We start from the raw sequence: 19,157 nt of genomic DNA on the forward strand, positions 1-19,157 counted from the left end.
GGGGATGCGCATTGCGGAACGTCCGGCAAAAGCGCAACCCCCTCACCCTAACCCTCTCCCCAGAGGGGAAAGGGAACAGTACGGGAAAGGGAGAGCGCCATGAGCTACACGAACCTGCTGGTGCATCTGGACGACAGCGAGCGGTGCGAGGAGCGGCTGAACCTTGCCCTGACGCTGGCGCAGAGCCACGGCGCCACGCTGACCGGCCTGTTCGCGCAGAGCGAGACGGCCGGTGTCGGGGTCGTCGCCCGGCGCGCCAGCCCGGCCCTCGTCCAGGCGGCGGAGCGCGTGAAGGAGGTTTTCGAGGGCAAGGCCCGCGAGGCCGGCGTAACGACCCGCTGGTGGCAGCTCAGCCATGGCGAGTACGGTCATGTGATGTCGGAAACGGTGATCTGCTGCCGCTACGTGGACCTCGCCATCTTCGGGCAGCATGATTCGAAGGGCGACAACCGCGTGCCGCCGGACCTGATCGAAGAGGTCGTGCTGAACTCCGGCCGCCCGATTCTGGTGGTGCCGCACGCCGGCAGCTTCAACCAGTTCGCCGAGCGCCCGGTCATCGCCTGGAACGGCAGCCGCGAGGCCGCCCGCGCCGTCAACGACGCGCTGCCGCTGCTGAAGCAGGCCAAATCGGTGCTGCTGCTGGCTTTCCACGTCCAGTCCGGGGCGGGGGAGGGTGGCAACGTCCCGCAGGTGGACATTCTGGAACACCTCGCCAGCCACGGCGTGAAGGCCAGCCAGGAGCGCCTGACCATCAGCACCATGACGCCCATGGACGCCGCCCTGTCGCGCGCGTCCGACCATGGCGCCGACCTGCTGGTGATGGGCGGCTTCGGTGGCTACGGTGGCTCCCTGTTCCCGCTGTTCGGGCGGGGCAGCAACACCCGCCAGATCCTGCGGCAGATGACGCTGCCCGTTTTGTTGTCTCATTAAGAAGAAGGAAGAAAGCGATGGCTCAGGCGATGGATCGCGACCCGCGCGAGGTGATGGAATACGACGTCCTCGTGGTCGGCGCCGGCCCGTCCGGCTTGAGCGCGGCCATCCGCCTGAAGCAGCTGGCCAATGAGGCGGGGCAGGAGCTGTCGGTCTGCGTCATCGAGAAGGGCTCCGAAGTCGGCGCGCACCTGCTCTCCGGCGCGGTGTTCGAGCCGCACGCGCTCGACGAGCTGATCCCCGACTGGAAGGACAAGGGCGCTCCGCTGACCACCCCGGCGCGCGAGGACCACTTCCTGTTCCTGACCGAGACCAAGGCCTACAAGTCCCCGGTCACCCCGCCGCAGATGCACAATCACGGCAACTACATCATCTCGCTCGGCAACCTCGCCCGCTGGATGGCCGCCCAGGCCGAAGAGCTGGGCGTGGAGATCTACCCCGGCTTCGCCGCCGCGGAGGTCCTCTACGACGACTCGGGTGCGGTGAAGGGTGTGGCCACCGGCGACATGGGCATCGGCAAGGACGGCGAGAAGACGTCCGGCTACACGGCGGGCATGGAGCTGCACGCCAAGCAGACCGTCTTCGCCGAGGGCTGCCGCGGCTCGCTGACCAAGACGCTCTTTGAGACGTTCAACCTGCGCGAGGGCGCCGACCCGCAGACCTACGGCATCGGCATCAAGGAGCTGTGGGAGGTCGAGCCGAGCAAGTCCCAGCCCGGCCTGATCGTCCACACCATCGGCTGGCCGGTGGACCCCAGCACCTACGGCGGGTCCTGGCTCTACCACATGGAGGGGAATCTGGTGTCGGTCGGCTTCGTGGTCGGGCTCGACTACGCCAACCCGCACCTGTCGCCGTTCGAGGAGTTCCAGCGCTACAAGACGCATCCGGCCATCCGCCCGACCTTCGAGGGCGGCCGGCGCATCGCCTATGGCGCCCGCGCGCTGAGCGAGGGCGGCTTCCAGTCGATCCCCAAGCTGACCTTCCCGGGCGGTCTGATCGTCGGCGACGCGGCGGGCTTCCTGAACGTGCCCAAGATCAAGGGCAACCACACCGCCATGAAGTCGGGCATGCTGGCGGCGGAGGCGATCTACGAGCACCTGACCGGCGGCGGCCCCAGTGGCGAAGGCGACCGCGAGGTGACGGAGTATCCGGACCGCCTGAAGGCGTCGTGGGTGTGGAAGGAGCTGTGGGAGGTGCGCAACATCCGCCCCGGCTTCCAGAAGGGGCTGTGGGCCGGGCTGGCCAACGCCGCCTACGAGACGGCGACCAAGGGCAAGTCGCCCTGGACCTTGCACCACAAGCACGGCGACCACGCCACGCTGAAGAAGGCGGCGGAGACGCCGAAGATCGTCTACCCCAAGCCGGACGGGGTGGTGAGCTTCGACCGGCTGTCGTCGGTGTACCTGTCGAACACCAACCACGAGGAAAACCAGCCGGCGCACCTGACGCTGAAGGACCCGGCGGTGCCGATCAGCGTGAACCTGGCGCTGTACGACGCGCCGGAGACGCGCTACTGCCCGGCCGGCGTGTACGAGATCGTGCGCAACGAGGACGGCACCAACCCGCGCCTGCAGATCAACGCGCAGAACTGCGTGCACTGCAAGACCTGCGACATCAAGGACCCCACCCAGAACATCAACTGGGTCGTCCCGGAGGGCGGCGGCGGTCCCAACTACCCCGGCGGCATGTAACGCCGTCGTCCTCTTTCCCGCGAGAGAAGAGGTTCCGCGTATAAAACACCCGTCATCCCCGCGAAGGCGGGGAACCAGAGTTTTCCGCAGGTGCATGTTGTGCGAGGTTCTGGATCCCCGCCTTCGCGGGGATGACGATGGTTTTGTTGATGGCATTATAACGTAAAAGCGGTCGCCCCGCTTCGCAGGGAAGGGTTAGGGTGGGGGCAACAGCCACCCTGATAAGAAACTCAGACGGAGAAGGATCACCATGCAGATCAACGGTCAGGCCGCCATCGTCACCGGCGGCGCGTCCGGCATGGGCGCGGAGACCGCCCGCCATCTCGCCAAGCTCGGCGCGAAGGTCACCGTGCTCGACATGAACGAGGCGGCGGTGAAGCAGGTGGCGCAGGAGATCGGCGGCCTGGGCCTGCTGTGCGACGTGTCGAACGCCGAGTCGGCGGAAAAGGCGGTTGCCGAGGCCCGCGCGGCCCACGGCCCGGCCCGCGTCCTGGTCAACTGCGCCGGCGTCGCGCCGGCCAAGCGCATCGTCGGCCGCGACGGCCCGATGCCGCTGGACGACTTCCGCAAGGTGATCGAGGTCAACCTGATCGGCACCTTCAACATGCTGCGTCTGGCCGCCGCCGATATGGGCAAGCTGGATGCGCTCGAATCGGGCGAACGCGGCGTCATCGTCAGCACCGCCTCTGTCGCCGCCTATGAGGGGCAGATCGGGCAGGCGGCCTACGCCTCGTCCAAGGGCGGCATCGTGGCGCTGACCATCTGCGCGGCCCGCGACCTCGCCCGCAGCGGCATTCGCGTCATGACCATCGCGCCGGGCCTGATCGGCACGCCGATGCTGCTGAACATGCCGCAGGAGGTCCAGGACAGCCTGGCCGCCAGCGTGCCCTTCCCCAAGCGCTTCGGGCGCCCGGAGGAGTATGCGCGGCTGGTGCAGCACATTCTCGAAAACGAGATGCTGAACGGCGACGTGATTCGCCTGGATGGCGCGATCCGCATGGCTCCGCAGTGAACGATGCAGTGAACGTCGCGGACTCGTTCGAGTGACGAAGGGTCGGGCCGCCGCGTGCGGCCCGTTCCGTTTCGGCTGGAACCGCGCCGACGAAAGCATCACGCGATCCCCCTCAGCCAACGCTGGCACCGGACCGCTCCGCCGGTGCATAAAGGGTGTGGCGACGCTGGCGTGGCAAGGGGTTGGCGGGAATGACGGCGAAGTGGTCGGTGCGGCAACTGGTGTGTCAGGCCCATGGCTGTGAGCTGGCCGTGACGTGGCGCGCCGACGGCCGCTGGACCTGGACCGTGTCGGTGGCCGGCGAACGCATCGCCGCCGGCATCGCGCAGTCGCAGGAAGGCGCGCAGGACGCCGCCTCCGACGCCGCCTACCGCCACGCGCGCGACGACGGCACCGTGCAGCTGACGATGTTCTGACGTGGCGTCGGGCGGAAATCCCCGCGAAGGCTATTCTTCAAGCCATCTCCAGGCATAGCGAAATATAAACGCCGTCGTCGCGATCTCGAGGCTGCTGAAGAACACGTAATACGGTGTCGGCGTGCCGGAAAAGAGTGTGGCGACCTGCACGGCGGTCATGATCGCCCCGGCGACCATATTTGCTATCCGGTTCACCCGATAGGTCAGCACGCGCGAAAGCAGGACCATGGCGATGGGGATTTCCATCAGCACGCCCGCGCCGAACAGGAATTCCTGGGTGATGTCCATTCCCTCGACGCTTCCGGCCAGGAACTGCTTGAGCAGGTCCGGATTCATGAGCGTTATGATGTCGCAGTACAGGTAATTGAGTGTGGCGAAAATCCACAGGGCGGAAAGCCTTGCCTTCCGGTCCGGGGCAGCTTGCGTGGTGTCTGCTCCCGTGATTGCTTCGTCGTTCATCCCGCCTGCCCCACACCGCCGCCCTGTTCTGGGGAGTGGTGTGCGAACGGCGGATGAAACGCAACGTGATGTCCTGTCGCATGGCGTTCAAACGCTTCATACCGCCGGGGTCCAGGGGCCGTCGCCCCTGGCTGGGGAGCGCGGGGGGGCGGCGTCCCCCCCCCTGAAAGCGCCTTACGTGCCCTTGTTGTCCCGGTGCCGCCGTTCGATGGCGTCCCAGAGGGTGGCTTCCAGGGCGGAGCCGTTCAGGCGGTTGATTTCCTGGATGCCGGTGGGGGAGGTGACGTTGATTTCGGTCAGGTAGTCGCCGATCACGTCGATGCCGACGAAGACGAGGCCCTTTTCGCGCAGGACCGGGCCGATGGCCTTGCAGATCTCCTGCTCGCGCGGGGTCAGGTCGGTCTTCCGGGCGCTGCCGCCGGCGTGGAAGTTGGCGCGGGCCTCGCCCTCCTGGGGCATGCGGCTGACGGCGCCGGCCGGTTCGCCGTCGATCAGGATGATGCGCTTGTCGCCCTGGCGGATCTCGGGCAGGTACTTCTGCACGATCACCGGCTCGCGGTAGAGCTGGGTGAAGAGTTCCAGCAGCGAGCCCAGGTTCTCGTCGTCCGGCTTCAGGTGGAAGACGCCGGCGCCGCCGTTGCCGAACAGCGGCTTGACGATGATGTCCTTATGCTCGGCGCGGAAGTCCAGGATGGCCTGCTTGTCGCTGGTGATCAGCGTCGGCGGCATCAGGTCGGGGAAGTGGGTGACGAACAGCTTCTCCGGCGCGTTGCGCACCTCGGCCGGGTCGTTCAGCACCAGCACCTTGGGCTGGATGTGCTCCAGCATGTGGGTGGCGGTGATGTAGGCCATGTCGAAAGGCGGGTCCTGGCGCATCAGCACGATGTCCATGGTGGACAGGTCCACGACATTCGGCTCGCCCAGCGTGTAGTGCGCGCCCTTCTGGCGGACGACGGTCATCTCCCGCACGCGGGCGGTGAGCTTGTTGCCGGTCAGGCTGAGGTCGCGCGGGTGGTAGTGGTACAGCCGGTGCCCGCGCTTCTGCGCCTCCAGCGCCATCATGAAGCTCGAGTCCGTGTCGATGTTGATGGACTCGATGGGATCCATCTGGAAGGCGACGGCAAGGCTCATGAGGGCGGTCTCCAAAGCGGACTTGTGAGGGGCGGGTCAGTTCAGGCGGTTCTTCAGCTGCTGGATCAGCGCGGCGGTCTGGTGGCGGTGCCGGTCGCTGTCGGTCAGGGCCATGAAGCTTTCCAGGGCCGCGACGGCGGCGGTCAGGTTGCCGGCGTGCGCCTCCAGCAGGCCGGTCTCGCGCCACAGCGACGGTTCCTCCGGCGCGAACAGGCGCATGGCCTCCAGCACCTCCAGCGCCTTGGGCACGTCGTGGGCGGACAGGTGGCGCAGCTTGATGTTGTTCTGAAGCCGCAGCAGCACGTCGCGGTTGGACACGGGCTGGTAGTGACCGGGCTCCAGCTCGGCGGCGCTGCCGGCGGTGGCCTTCAGCAGGTCGCGCAGGTCCACGGCGGTGCGCACCTGCCCCTCGTTGAAGGGGTCGATGATGGCGCGCCCGCCCTCGGCGTCCATGCGGATCAGGAAATGGCCGGGGAAGTTCAGCCCCATGACCGGCCAGTCCTGCGACCGGGCGGCGTGCATGAACAGGATGCCCAACGCCACCGGCAAGCCCCGGCGGCGGTCGATGACGCGCAGCAGGTTGGCGTTCTGCAGGTCGTCGTAGGTGTCGTGGTCGCCGGAATAGCCGTGCCGCTCGATGATGACCTCGTGCAGCCAGGAAATCCGCGCCTCCAGGCTGTCGGCGATGGGGTCCACGCGGTCGGCGAGGTCGCCGACGATGGCCGCGATGTGGCGGCGGTAGTCCTCCAGCGGCGTGCCCGGCAGTTCCAGCGCGCCCAGAGCCAGGGCGGCTTCCGCGAGGTCGATCTCGTCGTCCGTCTGCTGCCCCACGCGGCGCAGGATCTCGCGGGCTTCGGCGCGGCTGGTCACGGGAGGCGTCCTTCTGAAAACTTTCGGTCTCTCGACCTCTTGTATCTAGGCGCGCCAGGCGTCCTGTACATGGCGCGGCCACGACCAAGGGGTAACGAGCATAACGTCGAAGCGCAAGACATAGCCCGCGTATTGCGGGTTCGCCGCAAGGTAGACATGCGCGGCGCGCGCAAGTCGGCCGCGCTGGCGGGCGCCGACGGCCTCGTTCGCGGTGTCCCAGTCGGCGCGCGCCTTCACCTCCACGACCGCCAGGGTGGTGCCGCGCCGGGCCACGATGTCGATTTCGCCCATCGGGGTGCGCAGGCGGTTTTCCAGGATGCGGTAGCCCTTCAGCCGCAGGGCCAGCCGGCACAGGGTTTCGGCGAAGCGGCCCCAGTTCTCCGCCCGGCGGCGCAGCGCGTCTCCGGTCGTCATGGCTTCGCCTCCCGCGCCAGCTCCAGCGCGCGGGCGTACATGGCGCGCTTGGGCTGGCCGGTGCGGGCGGCCACGTCGGCCGCCGCGTCGCGCACCGACAGGCGGGTCAGCGCCTCGCGCAGCAGGTCGTCCAGGTCGGCCTCGGTCGGGGCGGCCTCCTCACCGGGCGGGCCGATGACCAGCACCACCTCCCCCTTGGGCGGCCCGGCCTCCGCGTAGTGGGCGGCGAGTTCGGGCAGGGTGCCGCGCCGCACTTCCTCGTAGAGCTTGGTCAGCTCCCGCGCCACGGCAGCCTCGCGGGGGCCGAGGATGTCGGCCAGATCGGCCAGCGAGTCGGGCAGGCGCTGCGGCGACTCGAAGAAGACCAGCGTGGCGGGGACGCCCTTCAGCTCCCCGATGGCGGTGCGCCGCGCGCTGCTCTTGTTGGGCAGGAAGCCCGCGAACAGGAACCGGTCGGTCGGCAGGCCGGACAGCACCAGCGCCGCCAGCGGGGCCGAGGCGCCGGGCAGGGTGGTGACCTTCACGCCCTCCGCCACGCACTCCCGCACCAGCTTGTAGCCGGGGTCGGAGACCAGCGGCGTGCCGGCGTCGGTGACCAGCGCAATGGCCTCCCCCGCCTTCATCCGCCCGATCAGAACCGGGCGCATCTTCGCCGCGTTGTGTTCATGGTAGGAGACGAAGGGCGTGTGGATGCCGTGGATGCCCATCAGCTTGGCCGTCACCCGCGTGTCCTCGCAGGCGATGGCGTCGGCCCGCTTCAGGGTGTCCAGCGCGCGCAGCGTGATGTCCGCGGCGTTGCCGATGGGGGTCGCGACGACATAAAGCCCGGCAGCGAGTTTACTTGCGGCCTTCGGCTCGCTACCTTCAGCGTCACCAGAGGCACTGGACCCGAAGGTGGGTTCCTTGTCCGGACCGGATGTGGAGATCGACGGTGGCACGCTTGGCAACACCTTTCTCGCGCGCTCGGGGGCGGCACGCTGCCGTCGCCCTGTTGGTTGTTGGCATGCTTTCGGCCTGTTCGTCGAATGTAAAGGCCCCGGCACCGGGGACTCAAGCGCCACAAGCGGTCGCCCCGGTCACCCAGGCTGCCCCGCAGGTTGCCAAGGTCGCGCTGCTGCTGCCGCTGTCCGGCGCCAACGCCCAGATCGGGCAGGCGATGCTGGAGTCCGCGCAGCTGGCCCTGTTCGACCTCGCCGGCGACCGGTTCGAGCTGCTGCCCCGCGACACCAAGGGCACGCCCAACGGCGCCGCCGACGCCGCGCGCCAAGCCATTTCGGAGGGTGCGCGCATCATCCTCGGCCCGCTGTTCGGGGCGGAGGTCGCGGCGGTGAAGCCCGTCGCCCAGAACGCGGGCGTGGGCGTGCTGGCCTTCACCAACGACTGGACGCAGGCCGGCAACGGCACCTACGTCATGGGCTTCGTGCCCGGCGATCAGGTCAACCGCGTGGTCGGCTTCGCCCGGTCGCGCGGGGTCGCCCGCTATGTGGCGCTCGCCCCGCGCAACGCCTACGGCGACGCGGTGGTCACGGCGCTCCAGAACACGACCCGGCAGCTCGGCGGGCAGATCGCGCAGGTGGAGCGCTACGACCCGACGGTCACCGACCTGTCCCAGCCGGCGCGGCAGGTGACCCAGGCCGGCATCCAGCCCCAGGCGGTCATGCTGGCCGAAGGCGGGCCGCGCGCCCAGGGGCTGGCCAACGCGCTGGCCGCCAACGGCCTGAACCCGCAGCAGGTGCGCCTGCTCGGCACCGGCCTGTGGGACGAGCCCGGCCTTGGGCAGGAACCGTCGCTGGTCGGCGCCTGGTTCGCCGCCCCGGCCCCGCAGACCCGCGCCGACTTCGAGTCGCGGTTCGAGCAGACCTACGGCCACAAGCCGCCGCGCATCGCCACCCTGTCCTACGACGCGACCGCCATCGCCGCGGTTCTGGCGAAAATGGGCGGCCCGGTGCCATTCGACCCGGCGTCGCTGAACAACCCGAACGGATTCGAGGGCATGGACGGCCTGTTCCGCCTGCGCCCCAACGGGCAGGTGGAGCGCGCGCTGGCCGTGCTGGAGGTCACGCCGTCCGGCTCCCGCGTCCTCGACCCGGCCCCGCCGAGCTTCGAACTGCTGGGGCAGTAAACACCCCCTCTCCCTGAGCGCGGATATCGCGGGCTTTGGCATTGAGGCGGACGAGCAGTTTGCTCCAGATAGCCCATGGCTTCGGCGAACTGGCGCACGGCGTGGGGAGGAAAGGCGCGCCGTCACTTCATCCGGCTGCCGGCCTGCTCGGTGCGGAGCGGGGTCACTTCGCCCTTCATGTAGCGGTCGATGGCGAGCGTGGTGCGTTGCGCCGGCACCTCGATCGGCAGTCCGGCCTGCGGCGAGGGGGGCAAGGGCACGATGTGCGCGGCCATGTTGTTGCGCACGGACTCGCCCAGGCTGGGGCTGCCGCTGATGGGAACCTCGGACGAGCAGGCGGCCATCAGCAGGGCCAGGGCGGACAGGACAGGAAGGCTTTTCATCGCGTCACCTCACCGCAGGACGTAGCCGACATCGCCGGCAAGGCCGGCCCCGGCGGGCATGGCCACGGACGGGGGGCCACCCCGATTTGCACCCGAGCCGGTGCCGCCGGACCCGGTGGTACCGGCGCTGGCGCCGCCGGGGTTGGGCGGGCGCGGCCCCTCGATGCGGCCGTTCAGGAACAGGTCCACCTCCCGCGGTGGAGAGACGCTGTCGGTCGGCAGCTTCAGCTGTCCGGCCAGCGTGGGATGAGCCAGATAGGGGGTCACGATGATGACCAGCTCCGTCTCCTGCTGTTGGAAGGAGCTGCTGCGCAGCAGGGCGCCAAGCACCGGAATGTCGCCGAGCCCCGGAAGCTGGTTCACGCCGTCGACGAAATTGCTCTGGATCAGGCCGGCGATGGCGAAGCTCTCCCCATGGCGCAGGTCCACGGTGGTGTGCGCCCGCCGGGTGGTCAGGCCGGGCACCACGGTCCCCTGGAGCACCACGGCGTTGGTCCGGTCGATGGCGCTGACCTCCGGTTCCACCAGCAGGTTGATGGTGCCGTTGCCCAGCACGGTCGGGGTGAAGGCCAGTTTCACGCCGAACTGCTTGAACTCGATGGTGATGACGTTGCGGCCGTTCTCGTAATTCGAGCCGACGGGGATCGGGAACTCGCCGCCGGCCAGGAAGCTCGCCGTCTCGCCGGACATGGCGATGAGGTTCGGCTCCGCCAGCGTCTTGACGATGCCCTTCTGCTCCAGCGCGTCGAGCAGCAGGTCGATGGTGACGCCGCCGGTGGTGAGCAGACCTTCCGCCAGCGCGAAGGGCGCCAGGTTGGGAACCGTGCCGGAGCGGAAGGCCAGCCGGTCGTTGCCCTTGCCGATCAGGATGTTGGAGTTGAGTCCCAGCTGCTTGGCGACGTTGCGCTTCACCTCGGCGAAGCGTACGGCCAGCATGACCTGCTGCCCGCCGGCCATGCCCAGCATGTTGGTGACCTTGCCCGGCGCGAAGTTCTCCGCGACCGCGACGGCGCGCTTCATCAGGTCGCCGCTGGACACCGTGCCGCTCAGCACCACGGCGTCGTTGGCGCCGCGCACCTCGACCCGCTCGTTCGGCATCAGCTCGTGCAGGCGTTGGCGCAGGGTGGGAAGGTCCGGGGTGACCGTCACGTCCATCAGCGAGATCAGCGACCGGTTCGGGCCGTACAGCACGATGTTGGTCGATCCCAGGCTCTTCCCCAGCACGTAGATCGATCGGTCCGACAACGCCATCACGTCGGCCACCTGCGGGTTGCCGACCAGCACGTCGGTGACCGGCCGATCCACCCGGATGATGCGCGACTTGTTCAGCGGAAGCTGCACCTCACCCGCCACCTGGGCGTTGGCGGATTCCACGCGAACCGCCGGCTGCGCCAGGGCGGCGGTTTGAACCCCGCCGGCCAGCGCAAGAGCGGAGCAAAAAATCGCGGAGACAGTTTTCAAGGTTATCCCCCTCGAACCAGGAGTCCTGAAATACTTGTGCACAAACGATTTCCGGCCACATCGCTTGCGACAAATTTTAGATTTCGAAGCAACTGTGACCGAGCATCCGACGCCCAAACAGCTAGACGAAGGTGACCGGGGTACCCCCTAATTCGCTTCGGCCACGCGGCGAAGTCTTCAGCCGGAGGTGAAGGGGGCCGGAGGTGAAGGGGACTATGCCCGCGGTCTCAGTCGGCGGGGCAGCTCTGCGCCGAAAGGCAGCGGAAGCCGGGATGGCTTTGCCCGCTTCCGACGAACCGGCCGATGCGCAGCGGCTCTGGCTGGCGGGTGGAGCCAACGTGGATCCAGCGCCCGCCCGTGGGGGCCATGACCCGCGGCACGGGACCGTTGGGGGAGGGAAATTCCGGGGCCGTCTCCGGAGGAAGACCGGCCGCCGCGCGCAGGACGTCCAGCGCCACCGCCACGTCGAGCATCGCCGTGTAGCGGTCGGCGGCAATGGTCTCGTCACGGAGGTCGATGTGGCGCACGGCCCGTGCGACCAGCCAATCGGAGAGATGGGGCGGCGCCTTGTCCGGGTAGCGGGCCTGCCACGCTCTGGCGACGGCCTCGCGGGCGGCGCGCGCCAGGACCGAATCGCGGGTGCCGGTGCCGAGCGGTCCCGCCGCCTCCAGGCGCAAGCCCTGCACTTCAGCCAACTGGGCCGTGCCAGGGCCGGACACAAGCAGGCCGGCCGCGACGCAGCCGGCCCCAAGGGCACCCGTCCATGCGCTCGACCAACCCATCCCCGCGCCGCTCCGGAAACGGCATCGCCATGTCCGTACAACGCGCGGGTGGGTGGGTCGGCGCGAGCGCCGGTGGGTTTACTCAGTGCGCGTTGGGGCGCGCGTCGGGTGAGCCCTTGCGGAGGTAGGTCAGCCAGCGCAGGTTTTCATTCGCCGTGCTGAAATGGCGGGAGCTGTCGTTGACCGCCTTTATCAGGTAGCTCTCGGCGGTGCCGTAGTCGCCGCGGGCGATGGCGGCGAAGCCGACGTTGTTCAGCGCCGTGGGCGCGCGCTCCGCCGGGACGGCAGCCAGCGCGCGGTCGTACTGGCCCATCATGGCGTTGGCGAAGGCCAGGTTGTCCTGCGCCGCCGCCATCCCCGGCGCCTGACGCAGGGCGAGGTCGAACTGCCGCGTCGCCTCGGCGTAGCGCCCGCGCAGCAGCAGGGAGTAGCCGAGGTTGTTGTGGACCTCCGCCGCGGACGGGTTCACCTCCAGCGCCCGGTGGTAGGCGGCGTCGGCCCGGTCCCAGTTGCGGTTGTGGTCATGGACCCGGCCCAGCGCGTTCCAGCTCCGCCACAGCGACGGGTCCGCCGCGACGGCGGTGCTGAGCGCCTGTTCCGCCGCGTCCAGCCGGTTCAGCCGGGCGAGCGCGATGCCGATGCCCTGCTGAATCTTCGGATCGGCCGGGGCCTCCGCCTGCAGGCTTTCGAAGCTCTTCAGCGCCAGCTCCGCGTCGCCCATGGCCAGGGAGGTTTCAGCGATGCCCAGACGGGCGCGGCGGTTCTCCGGATCGGCCTGCATCACCGCGCCGAAGCCGGACAGCGCGCTCTGGTAACGCCCGTCGCTCAGGTCGCCTTCGGCCTGGGCGAGCATGGTCTGGATCCGCTCCGGCGGGGTGTGGCGCAGCTGGATGGCGCCGTTCGCGCTGGTGTTGCCGAAGCCCGCGCACCCGGCGAGCGTCAAGGCAGCGGCCACCCCGGCCGCCTGAAACAGTCCCCGTACCTTCATGCCTGTCCTCCCCCTCCGGAAGCCTTGCCACGATGGGAGAGCGAGCGCGAAAGGGTCAATTCGGCGGATCGGTATCGGACGGCCGCGCCGCCGAAAGGGCAAGTCGTAAGCGGCTCCTGGCCTTCCGCCTAGAACGATGGAATCCGAGACAAATTCAATCGAAGCCCCCAAAGTCGGCGTTGGTTTCGCCATGGGGATGGCAGGAAACATGCGGCAATCCCGAAATAATGGATGGGCCCGAAATTACGGACGGGCTTGGACAATGCGCTGGCGCGTGGCCGGGCTGGCGCTGCTCGGCGCAGTGCAGGTCTCTGGCGCGGCGGCGGGCGACCTGGACTGTGCCGCGCACCGGCAGGACGAGCTGACCTGTCTTGCCTGCAACATCTACCACGAGGCGCGCGACCAGCCGGACGCGGGGCAGATCGCCGTCGCGATGGTGACGCTGAACCGGCTGCGCACGGCGGACTTCCCGAAATCCATTTGCGAGGTGGTCTGGGAGAAGGGACGCGACTACCGCACGGGCCGTACCGTGGCGCAGTTCTCCTGGACGCTCGACGACCGGCCGGACGTGGTGACGGAAAAGGCCGCCTGGGAGCGTGCGAAGGGGATCGCCGTCCGCGCGCTGGCGACGCTCCGTCCGAACGCCCCCGGCTTGCCGGACCCCAGCGGCGGCGCGCTTTACTTCCACGCCGACTATGTGACGCCGGACTGGAGCGGCGATCCGGGGCTTCGCCTCGTCACCCGCATCGGCAACCATCTGTTCTACGCGCGGACCAAGGACGGCGCCGCCGTCACCACCTTGGCGGCTGCGGCGCCGAGGCCGCCCGTCTCCGTGGCGAGCCTTCCGGATCCGGCGGAGCCCCTGGATCCGGCCCTGGCCCGGCACCCGGCGGCCCAGGCCGTCCGCCGCGGCGCGAAGCTGATCAGCCTGACGGGCGCCGCGCGCGACGGAGTGATCGAGGCCAGGATTTACGAAGGCTCCAAGACGCGCGTCGTGCAGGTCCGCCGCGAACGGCTTTGATGCGGTTATGGGGTTCGGGGCAGGGCGGCGGCGAGGTCGTCGTAGAGGTCGTCCACCGACTCCAGCCCGGCGGACAGGCGCAGCAGGTCGCCCGGCACGGGGGAGCCCGGCCCCTCGATGCTCGCGCGGTGCTCGATCAGGCTCTCCACGCCACCCAGCGAGGTGGCGCGCCGCCACACCCGGACGTTCGCGGCGGTGGCGACGGCGGCGTCCGTCCCGCCGCGCACGCGGACCGACAGCATGCCGCCGAAGCCGTCGCGCATCTGCTTGGCCGCGACGGCGTGCCCCGCGAAGCCCGGCAGGCCAGGGTAAAGCACTTCCGCCACCGCCGGGTGGGCGGACAGACGCTCGGCCAGCGCCAGGGCGGATGCGCTCTGCCAGCGCACGCGCGGGAACAGGGTGCGCAGGCCGCGCTGGAGCAGCCACGCTTCAAAGGTGCCGAGGATGCCGCCGATCTGCTTCTGCACGCCCTTGATGCGCGCCCAGGCATCGTCGTCGCGGGCGGTCGTCAGGGTGCCGGCGATCACGTCGGAATGGCCGTTCAGGTATTTGGAGGCCGAATGCATGACGATGTCCGCGCCGAGATCAAGCGGGCGGGAATGCACCGGCGTGGCGACGGTGGAGTCGACGGCCAGCCGGGCGCCGGCCGCGTGCGCGATCTCCGCCGCGGCGGTCACGTCGGTGATCGTCCACAGCGGGTTGGCGGGCGTTTCCACCCACACCAGCCTGGTCTCGCCGGGGCGGACGGCGGCGCGCAGGGCATCGGTGTCGGCCATGTCCACGCCCTGCACCCGCAGGCCCCAGTGGGTGGCGAAGCCGTGCACCCAGTTGCGGAAGGCCCAGTACATCACCTCCGGCACCACCACATGGTCGCCGGGCGACAGCGCCTGGAACACCGCCGTCGCCGCCGCCATGCCCGACGCGAACAGCAGCGTGTCCGCCCCGCCCTCCAGCGCGGTCAGCGTCCGGGCCGGCGTGTCGAAGGTCGGGTTGTCGCTGCGCGCGTAGACCCGGCCCCGGCCATAGCCGTTGTCGGGGTCGCGCATGTAGGTGGTGGAGGGGTGGATGGGCGGGATGATGGCCCCGGTCGCCGCGTCCTCGTACCCCAGGGCGCCGGCGGCCACGGTTTCGGGGCGCAGGCCGGCGTGGGGGGAGGTGGGGGATGCGGTCATGGCGGCGTCTCCGTGTTCCTGGATCACGCGCGGAGGAGCAACGCGCGTGTTGTGTGAATTGTTGGGGCAGGAGCCTATTGGGCGTTGCCAAAGGTGTCCATTTCTTTCCCGTTCTTTCCATGGGCGCTTGACAAATGCCTGCCATGCCGTTGTGGTTTGGGTGGTGTGAAATCGTCGTTTTGGACGAATATTTTGTGTGAAATCGGCGTGCCGAACGCCTTGCGAGGATAGGAGACCGTCATGCCGGACACCCGCCCGCCCCACGCGGTGGAGCGCCTCGACCCTCAGGTCGTCGCGCTGATCGACGCCGCCAAGCGGCAAGGGGTGCCGCCCGCCGATCCGCTGGCCCTGCCGCTCGCCGAGGCACGGGCGGCGGCGGAACGGCATCACGCTTTCCTGAACGGCGATACGCCGGTGCCGGCCGAAGTCCGGAACATCGAGGCTGACGGCCCACGGGGGCCGCTGCGTCTGAGGCTTTACCGGTCGGCGGGCCAGGACGGACGCCGGCTGCCGGTGCTGCTCTACATCCACGGCGGCGGCTTTGTGTTGAACAGCGTGGACACGCATGACCGGCTGCTGCGCCTGCTGGCGGTGCGCAGCGGCGTTGCGGTCTGCGCGCTCTCCTACGGGCTGGCGCCCGAACACCGCTTTCCCCACCCGTATGAGGAAGCCCTGGCCGCGTTGCGCTGGGTGGCGCGGAACGGGGCGGCGCATGGGCTGGATCCGGACCGGATCGCGGTCGGCGGCGATTCGGCCGGCGCCAACCTGGCGCTGGGCCTTGCGCTGGCCGCCCGCGGGGCCGGAGAGCCGAAGGTCGCCTTTGGCCTGCTGCTGTACGGCATGTTCGCGCACGACTTCGACACCCCCTCGCACCGGCAGTTCGGTGACGGTCGATACGGCCTGACGACGGCCCGCATGCGCTGGTACTGGGAACAGTATCTCGGCCAAACCGAGCCCACAGACGATCCGCGCGCCGCGCCGCTGCTGGCCGAGGATTTGCGCGGCCTGCCCCCGCTGCTGCTGATCGCCGCCGGGCTCGACTGCCTGCGGGACGACAGCCTGCGCCTTGCCGACCGGCTGGCCGAGGCCGGCGTCCCGCACCGGCTGGAGATCTGCGAGTCGCTGCCCCACGCCTTCGCCACCATGACCCGTCTCGTCGAAGCGGCGGACGCCGCCATCCAGCGCGCGGCCGACGCGGTGCGCGCCCATCTCGGCGCGTGACGGGGAGGGTCCGACCGCAGGATGACGGCCTATGGAGGCGGGATAACGTGTCCTTCGGCGCCGGAGGCGACGGTACCTCTTATTGCGCGGCCACCGCCGACAGGCGGTCAATCCGCCGCAGCGCCGGGAACCGCCAGGCCCACAGGCCGGCGATGGCGACCGCACCCACGCCGCCCAGCACCACCGCGGGCACCGCGCCGAGCAGCGAGGCAACAAGGCCGGATTCGAACTCGCCCAGCTGGTTGGACGCGCCGATGAACAGCGACGACACCGCGCCGACGCGCCCGCGCATCTGGTCCGGCGTGGCGAGCTGGATCAGGGTCTGGCGAACGAAGACGCTGATCTGGTCCGTCGCCCCCACCGCCGCCAGCGCGACGAAGGACAGGGCCGGGTCATGGGACAGGCCGAACACGGCGGTCGCGACCCCGAAGCCGGCCACGGCGACCAGCATCCAGCGCCCGGCGTGGCGGTTCACCCCCCAGCGGGTCAGCACCAGCGCCGTGCTGAAGGCGCCCACCGCCGGCGCCGCCCGCAGCAGGCCCAGGCCCCAGGGGCCGACGTGCAGCACGTCGCGGGCGAAGACCGGCAGCAGCGCCGTCGCTCCGCCCAGCAGCACGGCGAACAGGTCCAGCGAGATGGCGCCCAGGATGGCCGGGCGGCTGCGGATGAAGCCGACGCCGGCCAGCAGGGAGGTCAGGCTCATGCCGCGCGGCGCCAGCTCTACCGGGCGCGGGCGCAGCGCCGCGATCAGCGTCGCGGCCAGCGCCAGCAACGCCGTGCTGACCGTGTAGACCACCGCCGGCCCGGCGATGTAGAGCAGCCCGCCCAAGGCCGGCCCGGCGACCATCGCCGACTGCATCGCCGACGAGTTCCAGGCCACGGCGTTGGGCAAATCCTCCGGCGGCACCAGCGCCGACAGCAGCGCCTGATAGGCCGGCCCCTCGAAGGACTTCGCCGCGCCGATCACCGCGACGATGGCGAAGACGGCGGCCGGCGTCAGCGCCCCGGCGACGGTCAGCGCGCACAGCGTGCCGATGGCCGCGGTGCTGACCAGCACCGCCGCGAACAGCACGCGCTTGCGGTCCACGCTGTCCACCACATGGCCGGCGACCAGCGCCAGCAGCAGCGTGGGCAGGAACTGGAACAGCCCGACAAGGCCGAGGTCCAGCGCGCGGCCGGTCATGTCGTAAACCTGCCAGCCCACCGCCACCACCTGCATCTGCACGGCCAGCCACGCGGCGGTGCGGGCCAGCCAGAACAGCCGGAAGGAGCGGTGGCGCAACGCCGATGGACGGCTGGCTGGTTGTGAAGGTTCGTGCATCAGGGATCAGGCTTTCGGTTTCCCGTCGGCGCCGCGTTCGGTCCGGAACGTCTCCAGGTTCAGCGCCGTCAGGGCCGCCTTGAGGTGCGTCGGATCGATCCGGGCGTCGAGGTCGATGGGGTTGCGGATCAGCATGCTGTCCAGTGCGAAACGCACCCCATCCTTGTACCGGTCCCGATGGAAGGCATCGACCAAAGGCGTGTTGCGTCCCCTGAGATCCTGCCCTGCAAGGTGCTCGGCCAGCGCTTCCCGCGGGGGTGCTTTCAGACCCTTGATGAAGGTGACAGGCAGGCCCTTGCGCGCGGCCGTGTGCAAAGCGAGTTGGCCAGAAAGAAAAACGTCGCGCATCGGTGGAGATGCGCGACGTTTTGGTGCTCAGCGGGCTTCGGTGGAGGCGGGTGCCGGTGCCGGGACCGGAACGGGTGCTGGGTCCGAAGCCGGAGCCGCCACGGGCGTCACCGGCGGAGCGGTTGGTGCCGGTTGAGCGGTTTCGGCGGCCGGTGCGGGAACCGCAGCCGGCGCTTCCGCCGGTGGGCTTGCGGGAGCGGCTTCGGCGGCGGGCGTAGCTGGGGCCGGGGCCACAGGGGCCGGCGCCGGTTCGGCAGCCGTCGTCGGGGCCGGGGCCTGCTCAACGGTCGGCGGAACCATGGCCGGGGCGGGCGTCGGCGTGGCGTCCGGTGCCGGAGCGGTAGTGGCCGGAACCGTGGGGGCGGCGTCGGCGGCCGGTGTCGGCGCGGTCACAGGCTCCGCCGCTGCGGTGGGGGCCGGTTCGGCCGGCGTCGGCGACGGGCTCGACTCGACCGTGGCGCTGGCGGCCGGGGTGACCGGGGCCGCGGGTGCCGTCTCCTGGGCTGCCGTGGGGGCTGCCGTGGGGGCTGTCGCGGGCGTTACGGCGGGGGGCGGCGGTTCCGTCGGGGCGGCCTGCGCGGCGGGTTCGGACACCGGCGTCGCGGGCGCGGCCTCTGGAGCCGGCACCGGGGTGGGCGCCGGAACCGCAACGGCGGCCGGTTCTGCCGCCGGGGCGGGCGCCGCGTCCTGGACGGGCGCGGGAGCTGCCGCCGGTTCCGGAGCCGGCGCCGCAACGACCGGAGTGGCCGGTGGTGTGGCCGCCGGTTCGGCAGCGGGCGCGGGGGCGGGCGCCGCCACCTTCGGCGGGGCTGCGGCCTCGGCGGCGAGGGCCGCATCGACGCATCCGGTCAGCGCGGTCAGCGCCTTGCGGGCGCCGCCGAGCGGGAAGCCGGCACGGACCTTGGCGGCCTTCACATACAGCTCGCGGCCGGCGCGGATGCCGTCCAGCAGGGCCGGGGCGTTGGACAGGTCGAGGACCACGCCCTCGCCAGCCACGACGGGAACCTCAACGGGGGCGCCGTAGCCGCGGTCCACGGAGGTCTGGATCGTCTCCTTGGGGCCGGTGACCGCCGTCCAGTTCGGGTGGGCGGCGCTGAGGGACAGGGCGCGGGCGCGGTCCTGCGAGAATTTCAGGACGCCGCCGTCGGCGTAGGTCCGGGTGACGGTGCAGCGCGCCAGCCGGCCTTCGGCGTCGATGGACCGCGTGCCAGCCCACCGGCCGGACTCCTCCGCCTTGAGGCCGTCGATCGCCACCGGCTCGACACGCTGTGCGAGCGCTGTGCCCGAAACCGTCGCCATCAGCATGGCGAACCAGAAAGCAACACCCTGTCGCATAGGCCCACGTCTCCCGAATGTCACAGCAGAGGCATACCCAAGCCATACGACCAAGTCAAAGAAACGGGTGATCCGGCCGA

20 protein-coding genes are annotated in these 19,157 nt (G+C 70.0%); 7 read left to right on the forward strand and 13 right to left on the reverse strand.

The window, feature by feature from the left end:
- The first annotated feature begins 99 nt into the window (after positions 1–99).
- The 4 genes from ACSVC7_RS23305 to ACSVC7_RS23320 all read left to right on the forward strand — a co-directional run bounded on the left by ACSVC7_RS23305 (position 100) and on the right by ACSVC7_RS23320 (position 4,049).
- The gene (locus tag ACSVC7_RS23305) at positions 100–930 is read left to right on the forward strand and encodes a universal stress protein (RefSeq protein WP_448208254.1); all 831 of its coding nucleotides are present in this window, start codon (positions 100–102) and stop codon (positions 928–930) included.
- A 17-nt stretch (positions 931–947) separates the two neighbouring features.
- Positions 948–2,621 (forward strand): electron transfer flavoprotein-ubiquinone oxidoreductase, encoded by a 1,674-nt coding sequence (locus ACSVC7_RS23310; RefSeq protein ID WP_483508712.1) that lies wholly within the window; start codon positions 948–950, stop codon positions 2,619–2,621.
- Positions 2,622–2,871: 250 nt separating this feature from the next.
- Entirely contained in the window at positions 2,872–3,633 is a 762-nt protein-coding gene (locus tag ACSVC7_RS23315) for an SDR family NAD(P)-dependent oxidoreductase (RefSeq protein ID WP_448207039.1), read from the forward strand.
- Between the two features lie 191 nt (positions 3,634–3,824).
- A complete protein-coding gene (locus ACSVC7_RS23320; RefSeq protein WP_448207038.1) occupies positions 3,825–4,049 on the forward strand; it encodes a hypothetical protein in 225 nt (74 codons plus the stop codon).
- A 30-nt stretch (positions 4,050–4,079) separates the two neighbouring features.
- Here ACSVC7_RS23320 and ACSVC7_RS23325 read toward each other — a convergent pair whose 3' ends face one another.
- The 5 genes from ACSVC7_RS23325 to rsmI form a co-directional block, all read right to left on the reverse strand.
- Complete coding sequence (locus ACSVC7_RS23325) at positions 4,080–4,508, reverse strand: DUF6326 family protein (RefSeq protein ID WP_448207037.1); 429 nt, start codon at positions 4,506–4,508, stop codon at positions 4,080–4,082.
- A 174-nt stretch (positions 4,509–4,682) separates the two neighbouring features.
- A complete protein-coding gene (gene gshB, locus ACSVC7_RS23330; RefSeq protein ID WP_448207036.1) occupies positions 4,683–5,639 on the reverse strand; it encodes a glutathione synthase in 957 nt (318 codons plus the stop codon).
- 36 nt (positions 5,640–5,675) lie between these two features.
- Positions 5,676–6,509: a SirB1 family protein gene (locus tag ACSVC7_RS23335; protein WP_448207035.1), complete on the reverse strand. Its 834-nt coding sequence runs from the start codon at positions 6,507–6,509 to the stop codon at positions 5,676–5,678.
- Positions 6,510–6,554: 45 nt separating this feature from the next.
- A complete protein-coding gene (locus tag ACSVC7_RS23340; RefSeq protein ID WP_448207034.1) occupies positions 6,555–6,923 on the reverse strand; it encodes a YraN family protein in 369 nt (122 codons plus the stop codon).
- On the reverse strand, positions 6,920–7,861 hold the full coding sequence (gene rsmI, locus ACSVC7_RS23345; RefSeq protein ID WP_448207033.1) for a 16S rRNA (cytidine(1402)-2'-O)-methyltransferase: 942 nt from the start codon (positions 7,859–7,861) through the stop codon (positions 6,920–6,922). Before rsmI ends, ACSVC7_RS23340 begins: the two co-directional genes overlap by 4 nt.
- Positions 7,862–7,926: 65 nt before the next feature.
- Between rsmI and ACSVC7_RS23350 the strand changes: the two genes are divergently transcribed.
- Positions 7,927–9,045 (forward strand): penicillin-binding protein activator, encoded by a 1,119-nt coding sequence (locus tag ACSVC7_RS23350; protein ID WP_448207032.1) that lies wholly within the window; start codon positions 7,927–7,929, stop codon positions 9,043–9,045.
- Positions 9,046–9,167: 122 nt separating this feature from the next.
- On the opposite strand, the gene ACSVC7_RS23355 is transcribed toward ACSVC7_RS23350, so the two are convergent.
- From ACSVC7_RS23355 to ACSVC7_RS23370, 4 genes are all read right to left on the reverse strand, one after another.
- Positions 9,168–9,428, reverse strand: coding sequence for a hypothetical protein (locus tag ACSVC7_RS23355; RefSeq protein ID WP_448207031.1), 261 nt, complete (start codon positions 9,426–9,428; stop codon positions 9,168–9,170).
- A gap of 9 nt (positions 9,429–9,437) precedes the next feature.
- On the reverse strand, positions 9,438–10,802 hold the full coding sequence (locus ACSVC7_RS23360) for a type II and III secretion system protein family protein (protein WP_448207030.1): 1,365 nt from the start codon (positions 10,800–10,802) through the stop codon (positions 9,438–9,440).
- A gap of 314 nt (positions 10,803–11,116) precedes the next feature.
- Positions 11,117–11,671 (reverse strand): hypothetical protein, encoded by a 555-nt coding sequence (locus ACSVC7_RS23365; protein WP_448207029.1) that lies wholly within the window; start codon positions 11,669–11,671, stop codon positions 11,117–11,119.
- An 82-nt stretch (positions 11,672–11,753) separates the two neighbouring features.
- Complete coding sequence (locus tag ACSVC7_RS23370) at positions 11,754–12,659, reverse strand: tetratricopeptide repeat protein (protein ID WP_448207028.1); 906 nt, start codon at positions 12,657–12,659, stop codon at positions 11,754–11,756.
- Positions 12,660–12,921: 262 nt separating this feature from the next.
- On the opposite strand from ACSVC7_RS23370, the gene ACSVC7_RS23375 reads away from it, so the two are divergent.
- The gene (locus ACSVC7_RS23375; protein ID WP_448207027.1) at positions 12,922–13,680 is read left to right on the forward strand and encodes a cell wall hydrolase; all 759 of its coding nucleotides are present in this window, start codon (positions 12,922–12,924) and stop codon (positions 13,678–13,680) included.
- A 5-nt stretch (positions 13,681–13,685) separates the two neighbouring features.
- On the opposite strand, the gene ACSVC7_RS23380 is transcribed toward ACSVC7_RS23375, so the two are convergent.
- On the reverse strand, positions 13,686–14,852 hold the full coding sequence (locus ACSVC7_RS23380) for a trans-sulfuration enzyme family protein (protein WP_448207026.1): 1,167 nt from the start codon (positions 14,850–14,852) through the stop codon (positions 13,686–13,688).
- Between the two features lie 240 nt (positions 14,853–15,092).
- Between ACSVC7_RS23380 and ACSVC7_RS23385 the strand changes: the two genes are divergently transcribed.
- Positions 15,093–16,073 (forward strand): alpha/beta hydrolase, encoded by a 981-nt coding sequence (locus ACSVC7_RS23385; protein ID WP_448207025.1) that lies wholly within the window; start codon positions 15,093–15,095, stop codon positions 16,071–16,073.
- Positions 16,074–16,152: 79 nt separating this feature from the next.
- Here the strand turns inward: ACSVC7_RS23385 and ACSVC7_RS23390 are convergent, their stop codons facing one another.
- The 3 genes from ACSVC7_RS23390 to ACSVC7_RS23400 are packed head-to-tail and all read right to left on the reverse strand — an operon-like array spanning position 16,153 to position 19,077.
- Entirely contained in the window at positions 16,153–17,394 is a 1,242-nt protein-coding gene (locus ACSVC7_RS23390; RefSeq protein WP_448207024.1) for an MFS transporter, read from the reverse strand.
- Positions 17,395–17,400: 6 nt separating this feature from the next.
- Entirely contained in the window at positions 17,401–17,742 is a 342-nt protein-coding gene (locus tag ACSVC7_RS23395; RefSeq protein WP_448207023.1) for a hypothetical protein, read from the reverse strand.
- 27 nt (positions 17,743–17,769) lie between these two features.
- The gene (locus tag ACSVC7_RS23400) at positions 17,770–19,077 is read right to left on the reverse strand and encodes a hypothetical protein (RefSeq protein ID WP_448207022.1); all 1,308 of its coding nucleotides are present in this window, start codon (positions 19,075–19,077) and stop codon (positions 17,770–17,772) included.
- Positions 19,078–19,157: the final 80 nt, after the last annotated feature.

The sequence above is a fragment of the Azospirillum mesophilum genome, from assembly GCF_053470405.2.